Raw genomic sequence first — 13679 nt, 5'->3', positions numbered from 1 at the left:
AGCAGGCAGGCAGCGGTGACTGATGAGGACGTGGAAGTAGCCGTCGAGGAACGTCGGCTCTGGCTTCTCGGCCAACTGAACGCGGCGGCAACGCGGTTGAACGTGGTTCCCGGTAGCAGCGAGGTCGTGAACACCTACGACATGCGGTCGGCCGGAGTCGTGGCACGCGATCAGGACCGTGACGTCTGGTTGAGGGTCGTGACCGAAGACCCGGATTACCAACCAGCGTGCCGGTGGGACGGCAACGTGGAGGCCAACGCCATCAGCGGCGTCCCAAAGCCAGAGGTAGTGCGCTGGGATGATTGGACGAGCACCACTGACTACCGCGCGGGTACGAGACTCCGTGGGGAGGTCATGACGTTGGCCAACGGGGAAACCATCTCGGCGGACGGTGTCCTCTACACCGATCCGCACCTGCCAGACCAGTGGTGGTCCGATCTCCGCGACGGCCTGACGGCCTTGGCCGCTCACCCGGCTCCGCACGACGATCCGGTTGACGCAATCGGCTATACGATTCGGAACACCGAGACACAGTTCGGTGTGACGCTCGATCGGGCAGTGTTTGTCGACGTGGTGTTCGTGACCAGCCATGCGGATCTGCACTGGGGCAATCTCACCGGCCCGGAGTTGACCATCCTGGATTGGGAAAGTTGGCGACGGGCACCGGCCGGGTACGACGCGGCGACGCTGTACTGCCATAGCTTCGCGCAGCCACAGATCGCGGACCGCATCCGCGAAACTTTCGCTGACGTACTCGACACCAAGAGTGGAAATGTTTCATTGTTGGCGGCAAGCGTGCGGTATCTGGCGATTGTAGGAGAAGGCGGCGATTTTGACGCGTTCGTCGGCCAACTCCGCGAGCTGGGCGAGAATGTGCTGAAGCAGCTCTAATCGTCTAATTGTGCGGAAACGAAAGCGCCCCGGGCCTGGGGGCTGGAGTTCAGTGCCGCTGTCTCCGCGTTGCTGAATGCCGCAGTCGCGAACGGTTCCTGCGGCGCATAGTTGCCGTGAGAGAATGAGGTAGTTCCGCGTCGGCCCTCTACGCGGTGGCTCAGTTGATCAGTTGAGCTTGGTCCGCTCACGCCAGGCCCGGGCCTTCTCCCGGTTGCCGCACGTCTGCATCGAGCACCACGTGCGCGACCGGTTCCGCGACCGGTCGAAGAACGCCCACAGGCAGTCGTCGGCCGGACAGATCTTCATCCGCTCCCATTCGCCGAGCACGGCGAGCCGGGTCGCGGCGGCGAGCACGGCGCCCGCGACGTCGGTCGCGATCAGCCGGGGTTCGCCCGCGGTCAGTTCGATGCGCACGCTCGCGCCCGGGGGCATACCGGTCTCGGGGCCGCCGACCGCGCCGCGCAGGCCGTCGCGGACCGCGCGGGCGTGCGCCGGGTCGCCCGGCTCCAGTGCGCGTTCGGCCAGCCAGGTGCGCCACAGCAGCTCGTCGTCCAGCACGTCGGCGTGTTGCTCGACGTCGATCGTGTTGAGGAAGTCGAGGACCAGTTCCACGTCGTGGGCAGTCACGGACGCCCCCTCGCAGGCTCCGTGGCGCCGCTCGCGGACGCCCTGCGACATGGTTCGCCCGCAAGCTCGCTCACGGGCGCCCCCTCGCAGGCTCCGGGACGCCGCTCGCGGACGCCCTGCGACATGGTTCGCTCGCAAGCTCGCTCACGGACACCACTGTAGGCCGAATACCGGTTGTCATGTGGACGCCTAACCCGCATACTAATTTCACTGGTTATCAAGGAGGAGACATGGCCAACGCGGTGCCCACCCTCGGCGCGATCGTGCTCGACTGTCCCGACCCGCTCGCGCTCGCGACGTTCTACGCCCGGCTCCTGGACTGGCCGGATGACCCGGCGCCCGCCGCCGACAACTCGTGGGTCTCGATCACCGGCGACAGCGGCCGCGTCGACTTCCAGCGGGTCGACAACTACGTGCCGCCGACCTGGCCCGCGGCCGACCGCCCGCAGATGCTCCACCTGGACCTCCAGGTGGCCGATCTGGCCGCCGCGCACGAGCGCGCCATGACCCTCGGCGCCCGCCTGCTCGACGACGCCCAGGAGACCTTCTGGGTCTACGCCGACCCTGCGGGCCACCCGTTCTGTCTCTGCGCCTGCTGATCATCGGCGCAGCTCAGCCCTCTATTCGTCATGTGTATACACATGCTGTAGAGTCCGTCGCATGTCAATCGGACACGCCTTGCTCGGACTGCTCGAAACCGGACCCCGACACGGCTACGACCTCAAGCGCGTCTACGACGAGCACTTCGGCGCGGACCGGCCCCTGGCCTACGGGCAGGTCTACTCCACGCTCTCGCGGCTGCTGCGCAACGGACTGGTGGAGGAGAGCGGTGTCGAACCAGGGGGCGGCCCGGAACGCAAGCGGTACGCGATCACCGACGCGGGCGTCACCGACGTGGCGGTGTGGCTCGTGACTCCCGAGAGCCCGCAGATCTACCTGCAGAGCGCGCTCTACACCAAGGTCGTGCTCGCGCTGATGTCCGGCCGCAGCGCCGAGGACGTGCTCGACGCCCAGCGCGTCGCGCATCTCAAGGCGATGCGCGAGCTGACCGCGCGCAAGCAGCAGGGCGACCTGGCCGACCAGCTCATCTGCGACCACGCGCTGTTCCACCTGGAGGCGGACCTGCGGTGGCTGGAGTTGACCACGGCCAGGCTCGCCGACCTCGGCAGGCAGGTGGCGTCGTGACCGACGTCCTGCTCAGCGGCACCGACCTGCGCAAGTCCTTCGGTCAGACGCCCGCGCTCGACGGCGCCTCGATGACGGTGCGCCGCGGCGAGATCGTCGCGGTCATGGGGCCGTCCGGGTCGGGTAAGTCGACCTTGCTGCACTGCCTCGCGGGCATCGTCGCGCCCGAGTCGGGCTCGGTGGTCTACGCGGGCCAGGAGCTGTCGGCCATGTCCGACAAGAAGCGCAGTGCGTTGCGGCGCACCGAGTTCGGCCTGGTTTTCCAGTTCGGTCAACTTGTTCCAGAACTCTCGTGCGTGGAGAACGTCGCCCTGCCGCTGCGGTTGTCCGGTGTCGCCCGCAAGGAGGCCGAGCGCGTCGCCAAGGACTGGCTCGGCAGGCTGGAGGTCGACGCCGCCGCGGACAAGCGTCCCGGCGAGGTCTCCGGCGGCCAGGGCCAGCGGGTCGCGGTCGCCCGCGCGTTGGTCGCGGCCCCGAAGGTGATCTTCGCCGACGAACCGACCGGCGCGCTCGATTCGCTCAACGGCGAACAGGTGATGCGGCTGCTGGTGAGCACCGCGAAGGAGACCGGCGCGGCCATCGTGCTGGTCACCCACGAGCCGCGGGTGGCCGCGTACTCCGACCGCGAGGTCGTGGTGCGCGACGGGCGGACCCGTCAGGTGGAGCTGGTCCAGTGAGGGCCAGGCTCAACGACCTCGCCATCGGGATCCGGCTGGCCGTCGGGGGCGGCCGGACCTCGTTGGCGCGGTTCGTGCTCAGCGCGGTCGGCGTCGGCATCGCGGTCGCGGTGCTGCTGCTGGCCTCGTCGGTCGGCCCGATGATGGACGCGCGCGAGCAGCGTGGCATCGCCCAGTCGCCGAACACGGACGCGATCGCGGGCGTCGACCCGCTGTACTACTTCTCGTCCGGGACCGAATTCGGCGCCACATTCATCAACGTGGGCTACTTGAACGCCGGCGGTCCCGCCGCGCCCACGCCGCCCGGCGTGCCGAAGCTGCCCACCGAGGACGAGGTCTACCTCTCGCCAGGGCTGGCAGAGCTGTTGGCAAGCCCGGACGGCGAGCTGCTCCGCCCGCGGTTCCCGCAGCGCGTCGTCGGCGTGCTGGACCGCGACTCGGTCCGCGACCCGGGCGAACTGTTCGCCTACACCGGCGCCGGGCCGGAGATCCGCGAATCGTCGATGGCGGTGTACTCCTTCGGCAGGGCGCCGGTCGATCATCCGCTGGACCCTGGGCTGCTGCTGTTGCTCCTGCTCGGCACGGTCGCGCTGTTGGTGCCGGTCTTCATCTTCGTGGCGTCCAGCACCCGGATCGCGGGCGCGGAACGCGATCGCAGGCTCTCGGCGCTGCGGCTCGTCGGCTCTGACAGCGGTCAGGTACGCCGCATCGCGGCTGCCGAGGCGCTGGTGAGCGCTGTCGCGGGCCTGGTGCTGGGTGCCGGACTGTTCCTGGTGGGCCGGGAACTGGCCGCGAAAGTCCGCATCCTGGACGTGAGCGTGTACCCGTCCGACATCGTCCCGGTCTGGTGGCTCGCGGCGCTGGTGGCGCTGGCCATCCCGGTGCTCGCGGTGCTGACGGCGCAGTTCGCGTTGCGCCGCACCATCATCGAGCCGCTGGGGGTGGTTCGGTACAGCAAGCCGATCCGCAGGCGGTTCGCGTGGCGGATCGGCGTGGTGGCCCTCGGGGTGGCGCTGCTGTACTGGCACGGCGGCACCAGCGCCAACAGCCAGTTCTGGGCGTACAGCATCGCCGCGGGCGCGACGCTCGTGCTCCTCGGCGTGCCGATCCTGCTGCCGTGGGTGGTGGAGCGCACGGTCGCCCGGCTGGGCGGCGGCGGCCCGTCGTCCTGGCAGCTCGCGATCCGCCGACTCCAACTCGACAGCGGCACGTCGGCCCGCGTCGTCGGCGGGGTGGCCGTGGTGCTGGCGGGCGCGATCGCCGTGCAGGCGGTGCTGCTCTCGCAGGCCCAGGTCTACGACGTGCCGCTGACGGCGGCCGCCGATCGGCAGCAGATCCTGGGCATCGACGTCGACGAGGAGTTCGTCGACGCCGCCGCCCGCGCGGTCCGCGGCGTCGACGGTGTCCGCGCCGTCGACAAGATCCAGAACGTCACGGTCCGGTTCGACGCCGAGGGCAGCATGAGTTCCCTTCCGGTGGCGGACTGCGCCACGATCGAACGGTACTTCGCGGTCACGGGCTGCGTCGACGGCCAACTGTTCTCCGTCGACATCGGCGATTCCTACCTGGGCGGCTTCACCCCCGGGCGGAGCGTGGCCGTGGTCGAGTTCGACAAGACCGGCTACCGAGTCGTCGCGACCTGGACCGTGCCCGAGTCCCGCGGGCTCTCGCCGCCCGTGCGGCAGATCGACTTCATGGGGACGGTGATCGCCACGCCCGGCGCCCTGCCCGCCGCCACGAAGTCGACGTCCTTGCGGGTCGAACTGGACCAGGTCCACTCAGCCGCGGCGGAGTCGGTGCGCAACGCCGTCGCGCCGCTGCGGTGGCGGGTGTCGATGTACTCCTCGAATGTCTACACCGGACTGGACCCGAACCAGGAGACGTACCTGACCATTCGCCAGGGTCTGCTCATCGGGTCGGTGTTCACCCTGATGCTGGCCGGGATCAGCCTGCTTGTGCTTGCCCTGGAACACATCCGCGAACGCAGACGACCACTGGCGATCCTCGCGGCCGGCGGTGTGCCGACCGGGGCATTGGCCCGGTCGCTGCTGTGGCAGATCGCCGTGCCGATCGGGCTGGGGGTGGCGGTCGCGGTGGTCACCGGGATCGCGTTGGGCGGCCTGGTCATGCGCCTGTCGGTTGACCCACTCATCGTCGACTGGGCCGGTGTCGGCGTCATGGCATCGGCGGCGGCCGTGCTCGGGGTGCTGGTGTCGCTGGTGACCATGCCGTTCCTGCGCAGCGCGACCAGGTTGAACTCGCTGCGCACGGAATAGCTGGGGGTGATCGCCTGGGGGCCGTTTCGGGGGCGGCCCCCAGGCGGCCTGGGCACCGGTTACCTGTCGAGGCCCCAGAATCGGCCGATGTGCCAGGCGGCGCAGATGTTGGCGTCCGGGAAGAAGAGTCCGGTGTGGCCGCATTGCCCGGTGGCGCCGCCGGGGTCGACGGCTTGGCCGTGGCCCATGCCGGTGATCGTGTATGACTCGACCACGGTGCGGGATCCGCTGCGGTAGACCGCGTGCGGGTAGCCCGCCACGGTGTCGGTCGCCGACGGGGTGGCCGGGATGCCGTGCACGTTGGTCCACTGGTCGACGATCTCGCGCAGGTTGCCTGGCGAGACCGTGAAGTCCAGCGGGCCGTGCCACACGCTGACGGTCGGCCAGGGGCCGGGGTGTCCGGTCGATCGCACCTTGTCGCCCCACTGGCCTGGGGTCAGGTTCATCCCGGGGAGCAGGCAGACTCCGGCCGTGACGAGGACGGTCGAGCACAGGTAAGGCACGCCCGCGACGATGCCGCCGCCCGCGAACAGGTCCGGGTACGAGCCCAGCATCGCCGAGGTCATCGCGCCGCCCGCGGACAGGCCGGTCGCGTAGACACGGACCCCGCCGACATCCGCCACGGTCCGGCGGGTCATCTGGGCGATCGACTCGGCCTCGCCCCAGCCGCGTCGGGTGTCGGCGCCGTAGAACCAGTTGAAGCACCGGCTCGGGTTGTTGATCATTTGCTGCTGCGGCAGCACGACGGTGAACCGCCAGCGCTGGGCCAGTTCGATCCAGCCCGCGTCGGTGCCGTAGTCCGCGCCGCCCGCCAGGCAGCCGTGCAGCGCGACGACCACCGGCCTGCCCGCGGGCAGGCCGTCGGGCACGTAGCGGAACATCCTGAGGTTGCCGGGATTGTCGCCGAACCCGGTCACCTCCGAGATCGACGCGGCCGACGCCGGTGCCGTGCCGCTCAGCAGGCCGGCCAGCATCGTCAGTGCGATCACCAGTGAACGCATCCCGATCACCCCCGTGTGATGTGGATCACCTGACGGTAGAAGATTACGTTGGACATTGACCACAGTGGCGCACACCACATTCGCCCAGCGCATTGTGTGGCCCGGCGGCATATCCGTTGGCCCGTGACGTCCCTAGGTTCACCTACACCCAACGACGTGGAGGTGTGCCGTGTTCACCCGCATCGCCCTGGCCGTGGTCGGCCTGGTGGCCGCGACGGCTGTCCCCGCCACCGCCACCGGCCACTCCGGCCACTGCGCGGCCCAGGACCGGCTGCGCGTGCCGGGTGCCGAGCAGCAGAAGACCGCCTGCCTCGACGACCTCACGACCGTCGGCACCCTCGCGTCCGGCCACACCGTGCTCGCCGACTGGAACGGCCTCACCTCGGTCGGGCTGCCGCAGCCGTCGGGCGTCCCGGGAATCCAGGTGGACGGCTACTTCCCGGACACCTCGACGTCGAACACCAACAACGGCTGGAACCACGACTCCCAGTTCGTGGTGCGGCTGCCGGACCGGTGGAACGGCGGACTGGTGGTGTCCGGCGCGCCCGGCGTGCGGCGCCAGTACGCGAACGACCGCACGATCGCCGACCACGTGCTCGCCGCCGGGTACGCCTTCGCGTCCACCGACAAGGGCAACATCGGCGCCGCGTTCTACACCGACGGCAGGCGCCCCGGCGACGCGGTGGCGGAGTGGAACACCCGGGTCACCCAGTTGACGGTGGCGGCGAAAGTCGTTGTGGCGCAACGCTATGGTCGACTTCCCGCGCGCACCCTCGCGGCCGGTGTGTCCAACGGCGGCTACCTGGTGCGCTGGCAGTTGGAGAACCGCGCGTTCCTCTACGACGGCGGTGTCGACTGGGAGGGCACGCTGTGGACCGAGCGCGGCCCGAACCTGTTCACCTCTCTGCCCACCGTGATCAAGAACTACCCGGCGTACGTGGCCGGTGATCCCGCCGCGCGCCAGGCCATCCTCGACGCCGGGATGGCGCCGGGCTCGGAGTTCCTGTGGGCCTTCCACTACCAGGTCTACTGGGACCTCACCCAGCGCATCTACCGCGAGGAGTTCGACCCCGGCTTCGACGGCGACCTGCAGGCCGGAGTTCCCTTCTGTGCCAGCGGAACGCCGAACTGCGACGCCGACTACGACTACGCGTCCCGGCCGCGGCAGGTGCACTCGGCGGTCGAGCGGATCTCGCTGACCGGCCGCATCGGCAAGCCGATGATCACCCTGCACGGCACCCTGGACGCGCTGCTGCCGATCTCGACGGGCTCGGACGTGTACGCGCAGATGATCTCCGACCGCGGCCGCGGCTCGCTGCACCGGTACTTCCGCATCGTCGACGGGACGCATGTGGACGGTCTGTACGACGCGTACCCGGCCAAGCTCCGCCCGATCGCCCCGTGCTTCCTCACCGCGTTCGACGCGGTGGCGGGCTGGACCAACGGCCAGCGGCCACCGCGGTCGGCGACGATTCCGCGGTCGCCCACGGTGAACGAGGCCACCACCTGCGCGTTGTCCTGACCACAGGTGCGCAACTGGTAATACGTTGATTAGTTGATGAGTGACCCAAGTCACAATCGCGCTCTGTTCGGTGGCGGTCTTCGGTGAGGATTCGCTCGGCGGCACCCTGTGGCCGCCCAGCGAATCCTCACCCCTGCATGGAGGACGCACATGTCGAACACCCGCTCCACCCGAGTGCGCTCGGTCCTGGTCGCGGCGACGCTCGCCGTCGGCGGTCTGACCCTGGTCACCGGCGCGGGCACCGCCAACACCGCGGCGCGCCCCGAACTCTGCGATGACGTCCTCTCGGCCGCCCGGGTCAAACCGGGCACCGCGGCGGGCGTCGAGCGCAACGAGTTGACCAAGGCCGAAGCCGACCGGATGGACAAGGAACTGCGGGACAAACTCGCGCAGTTGACCGCGACCGGACAGCTCGGCAAGGCGGGCGCCACGATCCCCGTCGTGTTCCATGTGGTGACCGGCGCCAACGGCGTCGGCGCCATCTCCGACGCCACGATCGCCCAGCAGATCCGGGTGCTCAACGACGGCTTCGCTGGCTCGGAAGCCCCCGGTGTCGCCGCGAACACCGGATTCACCTTCACGTTGCAGCAGACCAAACGCTGGTCGAACGCGACCTGGTTCACCAGGGCCGATCGGTCCAATGTGGAGCGGGACATGAAGTCCTCGACCCGCGTCGGCACGGCCACCACGCTCAACGTGTGGTCGGTCGACATCTCCGGCCTCGGCTATGCCACGTTCCCGTCGTCGTATGCGAAGAATGCCAAGGTGGACGGCGTCGTCATCGACTACACCAGCGTGCCGGGCGGCAGCGCGGCAAACTTCGACCTCGGCAAGACGCTCACCCACGAGGCCGGGCACTGGATGGGGCTCTACCACACCTTCCAGGGCGGCTGTACCTCGACCAATGACGAGGTCGCGGACACCCCGGCGCAGTCCAGCCCGACCTCCGGCTGCCCGCAGGGCCGCGATTCCTGTGCCCTGCCCGGCCTCGACCCGATCCGCAACTACATGGACTACTCCTACGACGACTGCTACGACCAGTTCACCCCGGGCCAGTCGGCCCGAATCCAGAGCGCGTGGACGGTCTACCGCGCGGGCAAGTGAAGTCCGGCCCCGGCGGGCGGTCGTCCCGCTCGCCGGGGCCAACGCACTAGCCCGCCAGGAGGGCGTCCAGGCCTGCGGCGACGACACGGTCGGCGTCTTCGCGGTATTTCAGCACGGCGCCCAGGGTGACCGCCGCGCTCGCGGCGTCGAGTTCCGTGCGGCCCAGCGCTATCAGGGCCGTGGCCCAGTCGATCGACTCGGCTACGCCCGGGGGCTTGAGGAGTTCGGCTTCGCGGAGTTTGCGGACCGCGTGCGCGACCTGGGCGGCCAGCCGCTCGCTGATGCCGGGGAGTCGGCTGCGCAGGATGGCCAGTTCGCGAGTGAGGTTCGGGTGTTCCAGCCAGTGGTAGAGGCATCGCCGCTTGAGCGCGTCGTGGACCTCGCGGGTGCGGTTGGAGGTGAGCACGACCAGCGGCGGGATCTCGGCGCGGACCTCGCCCAGTTCCGGCACGGTCACCGAATTCTCCCCCAGCACCTCCAACAGGAACGCCTCGAACTCGTCGTCGGCGCGGTCGACCTCGTCGACGAGCAGGACGCACGGGGCGTTCTCCAAGGCCCGCAGCAGCGGCCGCGCGAGGAGGAAACGCCTGGTATACAACGACTTCTCGGCCTCGTCCGGGTCGAGTTGGCCCGCTGTCGACGCCTCAAGTGCGCGCAGGTGCAGCAACTGGCGGGGGAAGTCCCAGTCGTAGAGGGCCTGGGTGGCGTCGATGCCCTCGTGGCACTGCAGCCGGATAAGCTCGACGTCGAGGGCCTTGGCCAGCGCGGCGGCGAGGGAGGTCTTGCCGGTGCCCGGTTCGCCTTCGCAGAACAGGGGGCGGCCCATCCGCAGCGCCAGGAACGCGGCGGTGGCCAGGCCCTCGTCCGCCAGATAACCGACCTGGTCGAGGGCACCGACCAACTCGTCCGGTGCGGCGAACTGCGGCCACGGCTCCATGGAGTCACAGTAACCGGCACAACCGCGCCGCGCCGAGTCCGCTCGGGGTGACCCTGACCTTGAGTTCAGGGGCCTTCCCGGATGTCGGGACGCCGTCCGCCGGGGAGTCTGGAGTCATGACGAACGACATCTACTCCGACAGCCCGCCGCGCGGGAACGTCCGCAAGCTGCGCCGCAGCCGCACCGACCGGATGGTCGCCGGGGTCTGTGGCGGCGTCGCCGCCGTGCTCGGCGTGGAAGCCGCCCTGGTGCGCATCCTGCTGGTGGCCGCGACCCTGCTCGGCTTCGGCACCGGCGCCCTGATCTACCTGGCCTGCTGGATCCTGATGCCCGAAGCGGACTGACGCGCCCTAAGGTCGGCCCGTGGTGACCAACCGGACCGGGACGGCCAAGGCGCTGGTGCTGCTCGCGGCGGCGACGCTGTTCGCCGCCGGGGGCGTGGTGTGTTTCGTGGTGATCGTGTTCGGCCCGACGCTGACCAAGGGGCAGGGGTCGCCGGTCGCGGGGGCGGTCGCCTATTCGGTGATCACGCTGCTCACGGTGGTGCTGGCGGTGGTCGCGGCCATCCGTGCCGCGACAACCCGGCGCACGATCCTGGCAGGCTGCGGGACGCTGCTGGTCGGCACCATCGTCGCGATCGGGACGCTGCTGGTCCTCGTCACGACTTGAGGACAGTCACCAGCGCTGGCCGCGCTGGACCTCCAGCAGCTTCGGCCGGACGTCGACGATGTAGACCAGCGCGGCGACGAGACCGGCCATCCAGAAGATCCACCCGTTGCCCGCGAAACTGAACAGCAGCAACGCGACCGCGGCTCCGGCGGTGATGCCCAGCCAGGCGGTCTTGGTCATCCGGTTGGCGGCGGAGTAGGCGTCCGGCCGCTGCATGAGCGCATGGATGAACGCGAAGACGCCGACCGGAACCGCTGCCCAGTCGATGATCGTCAGAATCCAGACCGCGGTCACCGGCACCCGTCCAGCCTACGTGCGAACCGGGCATCTCCACCACTTCCCCCCATCTCGGCCCGCAACACGCGCCGTAGCAGCGGTTTCACCCCCCGGCGCAGCACCGAGCCCCCGCACTCGGGGTGCGGGGGCTCGGGTGCGTTGCGACAGTTACTTGGCGGTCGGCGCGGTGGGCTTGGCGGTGGTCGACCGGACGGCGGGCTTGCGGGCCGGGGCGGTCTTGTTGGCGACCTTGCGGGAGGTGCTGCGCACCTCGTGCGCGATGTCCTCGCCCGCCTCCTCGACGGCCTCGGACACCTCCGCGGCGACCTTCTCGGCGGTGCGGGCGGTCTTCTCGCCGACCGAGCGGGTCTTGCGGGTCACCCTGGCGAGCACGTCCTCGGCCAGCGTGCGGGCGTCACCGGCGACGTCGCCGACGCGCTCCTGAGCGGCCGAGATGGCCTCTTCGAGCTGCTCGATGGCCTTCTTGACCTGCGGCTGGGAGCGCAGCTTGCCCAGCGCGTCCTCGCCTTGGTCGGCCAGCTTCTGGTAAAGCTTCAGCGCGGCGTCGGTGTACTCGTCGACGAGCTTGCGCAGCTCGGCCGGGTCGAGCTTGTCGCGCAGGCCGGTGAGGTCACTGGGCAGGTCCTCGACGGCGGTCTTGGTGGCGTCGGCGCGCACCTTGGCCTTGTTGACGGCGTCAGCGACGGCCTTGGCGGCCAGGTCGCCCGCGCCGAGCGCGGCCAGCAGCGGGGTGCGGGCCTGCTCGATGGCGGTGTTCACCACGGACACGGCCTGCTCGCCCACCTTGCGGACGTCATCGCTCTTGGGCAGCGTCATTCTGCTCACTCCTCGAAGCTGGGGTCCGATCGGTTTCGTCGTCCACATCAGACCCCTCTACTGTGGACTGTTTGAGGGAATTCTCGCGCCGGAAGGACTCGTAGATGTCCAGCAGCACTTGCTTCTGGCGTTCGGTCAGTTCGTCCGCGGTGCGCACGGCGTCGGCCACGGGGCCGCCTGCCGGGAGATCGAGGATGCCCGCCTGCACGTACAGCGCCTCGGCGGAGATCCGCAGCCCCTTGGCGATCTGTTGCAGGATCTCGGCGCTCGGCCTGCGCAGCCCGCGCTCGATCTGACTCAGGTACGGATTGGAGACCCCGGCGAGTTTCGAGAGCTGGCGCAGCGAGATCTTGGCGTTGTTGCGCTGCTGCTTGATGTACTCGCCGATGTCGCGCCCCAAGTCGGCGACCTTGTCGATCGCCCGGACCTCGCCGTTGCCGGTCTCGTCCATTCGGTACCGCCTCCTTGGTGACAGGATCGACGGTACGCCGCGGTGCTAGCAGTTGCAAGCGGTCTGCTTGCACACGATCGGTGGGGTCGGTCACACCGGTCCGAGGTGCTCAGAGGCGGGCGCGTACCCAGTCCGCGACCGCGGCCGCCGTCTCGTCCACAGTGGCCGTCGTGGTGTCCAGCAGTGCCATGGGCGGGCTGGTCAGATCGGCGTTGTCCTTGATCCAGCCGTTGAACGCGAGCATGTCGGACACGCGCTGCTCGTCGTCCCATTCGCGCCAGGCGGGACGGGCGCACAAGCGTTTGCGCAGCGTCTCGTCCTCGGCGACCAGTGCGAGGTAGTGGATTTCCGTGAACAGCGCCCGCTCGGGGCGGCGCTCGAACTGCGGCGGCGCGACCGTCCCGCACAGCACGGCGGGCCGACCGCTCTGGTTGACCATCGCGACCGTGCGCAGCCAGGTCTGCCGGAACGCGCCGAAGTCGTCGTCCGGGTCGCGCAGGGCGCCGACCCACAGCACGTCCTGCTCCAGCACGACCACCCGCGAACCGAGCAGCGCGCCGAGCCGACGGCACACCGTCGACTTGCCGGTGCCGCTGGGCCCGGTGAGGGCGAACATCGGGAGCCGCGCGAACGGCTCCCGATGTCCACATCGGACACAGACGAGCACAGCCTGACCGTCGTCGTGGTCGACCTGAGGTGCGTCGGCCCACTCACCGCAGGCCGCGCAGATCATCAGGTTCACCGACTCGACTCAGTCGAAGAGGTCTTCGAGGAAGCTCTTGCGCCGCTTCTTGTGGTGCCCGCCGTGCGAGCTGTGGCCGTACCCGGGCGGCGAGTCGCGGTGCCCGTAGCCGGGCGGCGAATCGCGGTAGCCCGCGTGGCCGCCATAGCCGGGGGGCGAGTCGCGGTAACCCGGCTGCGGCGCGTAGCCCGGCGGCGGGTACGCGGCAGCGGGCGGCGGGTAGGCCGCGGTCGGCGGAGGCGGGCTCGGCTGATACGCCTGGGGCGGAGCCGCCGTGTAGTGGCGCTGCTCGGCACTGGCGATCTGCTCAAGCTCACCACGGTCGAGGAAGATCCCCCGACACCCTTCGCACTGGTCGATGTGGACGCCGAGGCGGTCCACCGTGCGCATCGCGTTCTGACACTTCGGACAAATCACTGTGCCAGCCTACGCAGACATTGATGCGCGCGCCCGCATGGTTGGACCCGACACGCCAAATCGG

Annotated in this window: 17 protein-coding genes; 9 read left to right on the top strand and 8 right to left on the bottom strand. The window is 69.6% G+C overall.

The genetic code is table 11. The features are described 5' to 3' along the window. Positions 1 to 15: 15 nt before the first annotated feature. Complete coding sequence (locus tag ACT4N7_RS12425) at positions 16 to 891, top strand: aminoglycoside phosphotransferase (protein WP_444828821.1); 876 nt, start codon at positions 16 to 18, stop codon at positions 889 to 891. A 168-nt stretch (positions 892 to 1059) separates the two neighbouring features. Here the strand turns inward: ACT4N7_RS12425 and ACT4N7_RS12420 are convergent, their stop codons facing one another. Then, positions 1060 to 1521, bottom strand: a complete 462-nt coding sequence (locus tag ACT4N7_RS12420) for a CGNR zinc finger domain-containing protein (protein WP_444828820.1) — start codon at positions 1519 to 1521, stop codon at positions 1060 to 1062. Between the two features lie 230 nt (positions 1522 to 1751). On the opposite strand from ACT4N7_RS12420, the gene ACT4N7_RS12415 reads away from it, so the two are divergent. The 4 genes from ACT4N7_RS12415 to ACT4N7_RS12400 all read left to right on the top strand — a co-directional run bounded on the left by ACT4N7_RS12415 (position 1752) and on the right by ACT4N7_RS12400 (position 5659). Next, the gene (locus ACT4N7_RS12415; protein WP_444828819.1) at positions 1752 to 2120 is read left to right on the top strand and encodes a VOC family protein; all 369 of its coding nucleotides are present in this window, start codon (positions 1752 to 1754) and stop codon (positions 2118 to 2120) included. Between the two features lie 61 nt (positions 2121 to 2181). Next, positions 2182 to 2706 (top strand): PadR family transcriptional regulator, encoded by a 525-nt coding sequence (locus ACT4N7_RS12410; protein ID WP_444828818.1) that lies wholly within the window; start codon positions 2182 to 2184, stop codon positions 2704 to 2706. Beyond that, complete coding sequence (locus ACT4N7_RS12405) at positions 2703 to 3383, top strand: ABC transporter ATP-binding protein (protein ID WP_444828817.1); 681 nt, start codon at positions 2703 to 2705, stop codon at positions 3381 to 3383. The genes ACT4N7_RS12410 and ACT4N7_RS12405 overlap by 4 nt, the downstream gene beginning before the upstream one ends. Continuing rightward, on the top strand, positions 3380 to 5659 hold the full coding sequence (locus ACT4N7_RS12400) for an FtsX-like permease family protein (RefSeq protein ID WP_444828816.1): 2280 nt from the start codon (positions 3380 to 3382) through the stop codon (positions 5657 to 5659). The genes ACT4N7_RS12405 and ACT4N7_RS12400 overlap by 4 nt, the downstream gene beginning before the upstream one ends. Before the next feature lie 59 nt (positions 5660 to 5718). Here the strand turns inward: ACT4N7_RS12400 and ACT4N7_RS12395 are convergent, their stop codons facing one another. Then, entirely contained in the window at positions 5719 to 6660 is a 942-nt protein-coding gene (locus tag ACT4N7_RS12395; protein ID WP_444828815.1) for an extracellular catalytic domain type 1 short-chain-length polyhydroxyalkanoate depolymerase, read from the bottom strand. Positions 6661 to 6847: 187 nt separating this feature from the next. On the opposite strand from ACT4N7_RS12395, the gene ACT4N7_RS12390 reads away from it, so the two are divergent. Both ACT4N7_RS12390 and ACT4N7_RS12385 read left to right on the top strand, forming a co-directional pair. Then, on the top strand, positions 6848 to 8182 hold the full coding sequence (locus ACT4N7_RS12390; protein WP_444828946.1) for a tannase/feruloyl esterase family alpha/beta hydrolase: 1335 nt from the start codon (positions 6848 to 6850) through the stop codon (positions 8180 to 8182). 150 nt (positions 8183 to 8332) lie between these two features. Next, positions 8333 to 9286 (top strand): zinc metalloprotease, encoded by a 954-nt coding sequence (locus ACT4N7_RS12385; protein ID WP_444828814.1) that lies wholly within the window; start codon positions 8333 to 8335, stop codon positions 9284 to 9286. 46 nt (positions 9287 to 9332) lie between these two features. On the opposite strand, the gene ACT4N7_RS12380 is transcribed toward ACT4N7_RS12385, so the two are convergent. Beyond that, on the bottom strand, positions 9333 to 10223 hold the full coding sequence (locus ACT4N7_RS12380; RefSeq protein WP_444828813.1) for an AAA family ATPase: 891 nt from the start codon (positions 10221 to 10223) through the stop codon (positions 9333 to 9335). Positions 10224 to 10339: 116 nt separating this feature from the next. Between ACT4N7_RS12380 and ACT4N7_RS12375 the strand changes: the two genes are divergently transcribed. Further along, entirely contained in the window at positions 10340 to 10567 is a 228-nt protein-coding gene (locus ACT4N7_RS12375; RefSeq protein ID WP_444828812.1) for a PspC domain-containing protein, read from the top strand. Positions 10568 to 10586: 19 nt separating this feature from the next. Then, on the top strand, positions 10587 to 10892 hold the full coding sequence (locus tag ACT4N7_RS12370) for a hypothetical protein (RefSeq protein ID WP_444828811.1): 306 nt from the start codon (positions 10587 to 10589) through the stop codon (positions 10890 to 10892). 6 nt (positions 10893 to 10898) lie between these two features. Here the strand turns inward: ACT4N7_RS12370 and ACT4N7_RS12365 are convergent, their stop codons facing one another. From ACT4N7_RS12365 to ACT4N7_RS12345, 5 genes are all read right to left on the bottom strand, one after another. Then, the gene (locus ACT4N7_RS12365) at positions 10899 to 11192 is read right to left on the bottom strand and encodes a DUF2516 family protein (RefSeq protein WP_444828810.1); all 294 of its coding nucleotides are present in this window, start codon (positions 11190 to 11192) and stop codon (positions 10899 to 10901) included. Positions 11193 to 11336: 144 nt separating this feature from the next. Continuing rightward, positions 11337 to 12005, bottom strand: a complete 669-nt coding sequence (locus ACT4N7_RS12360) for a hypothetical protein (RefSeq protein ID WP_444828809.1) — start codon at positions 12003 to 12005, stop codon at positions 11337 to 11339. Further along, entirely contained in the window at positions 11983 to 12456 is a 474-nt protein-coding gene (locus ACT4N7_RS12355) for a helix-turn-helix domain-containing protein (RefSeq protein WP_444828808.1), read from the bottom strand. The genes ACT4N7_RS12360 and ACT4N7_RS12355 overlap by 23 nt, the downstream gene beginning before the upstream one ends. Before the next feature lie 109 nt (positions 12457 to 12565). Further along, on the bottom strand, positions 12566 to 13189 hold the full coding sequence (locus ACT4N7_RS12350; RefSeq protein ID WP_444828945.1) for an AAA family ATPase: 624 nt from the start codon (positions 13187 to 13189) through the stop codon (positions 12566 to 12568). 18 nt (positions 13190 to 13207) lie between these two features. Further along, on the bottom strand, positions 13208 to 13615 hold the full coding sequence (locus ACT4N7_RS12345; protein ID WP_444828806.1) for a TFIIB-type zinc ribbon-containing protein: 408 nt from the start codon (positions 13613 to 13615) through the stop codon (positions 13208 to 13210). Between the last annotated feature and the right edge of the window lie 64 nt (positions 13616 to 13679).

It is taken from the genome of Actinokineospora sp. (assembly GCF_052390155.1).
GTDB lineage: Bacteria > Actinomycetota > Actinomycetes > Mycobacteriales > Pseudonocardiaceae > Actinokineospora.
This window is presented reverse-complemented; position numbering and strand designations above follow the sequence as displayed.

Coding starts and splice junctions, on each gene's coding strand:
- ACT4N7_RS12415 (WP_444828819.1), top strand. CDS start 1,752: ATGGCCAACGCGGTGCCCACCCTCGGCGCGATCGTGCTCGACTGTCCC.
- ACT4N7_RS12410 (WP_444828818.1), top strand. CDS start 2,182: ATGTCAATCGGACACGCCTTGCTCGGACTGCTCGAAACCGGACCCCGA.
- ACT4N7_RS12395 (WP_444828815.1), bottom strand. CDS start 6,660: ATGCGTTCACTGGTGATCGCACTGACGATGCTGGCCGGCCTGCTGAGC.
- ACT4N7_RS12385 (WP_444828814.1), top strand. CDS start 8,333: ATGTCGAACACCCGCTCCACCCGAGTGCGCTCGGTCCTGGTCGCGGCG.
- ACT4N7_RS12380 (WP_444828813.1), bottom strand. CDS start 10,223: ATGGAGCCGTGGCCGCAGTTCGCCGCACCGGACGAGTTGGTCGGTGCC.
- ACT4N7_RS12375 (WP_444828812.1), top strand. CDS start 10,340: ATGACGAACGACATCTACTCCGACAGCCCGCCGCGCGGGAACGTCCGC.
- ACT4N7_RS12360 (WP_444828809.1), bottom strand. CDS start 12,005: ATGACGCTGCCCAAGAGCGATGACGTCCGCAAGGTGGGCGAGCAGGCC.
- ACT4N7_RS12355 (WP_444828808.1), bottom strand. CDS start 12,456: ATGGACGAGACCGGCAACGGCGAGGTCCGGGCGATCGACAAGGTCGCC.
- ACT4N7_RS12350 (WP_444828945.1), bottom strand. CDS start 13,189: ATGATCTGCGCGGCCTGCGGTGAGTGGGCCGACGCACCTCAGGTCGAC.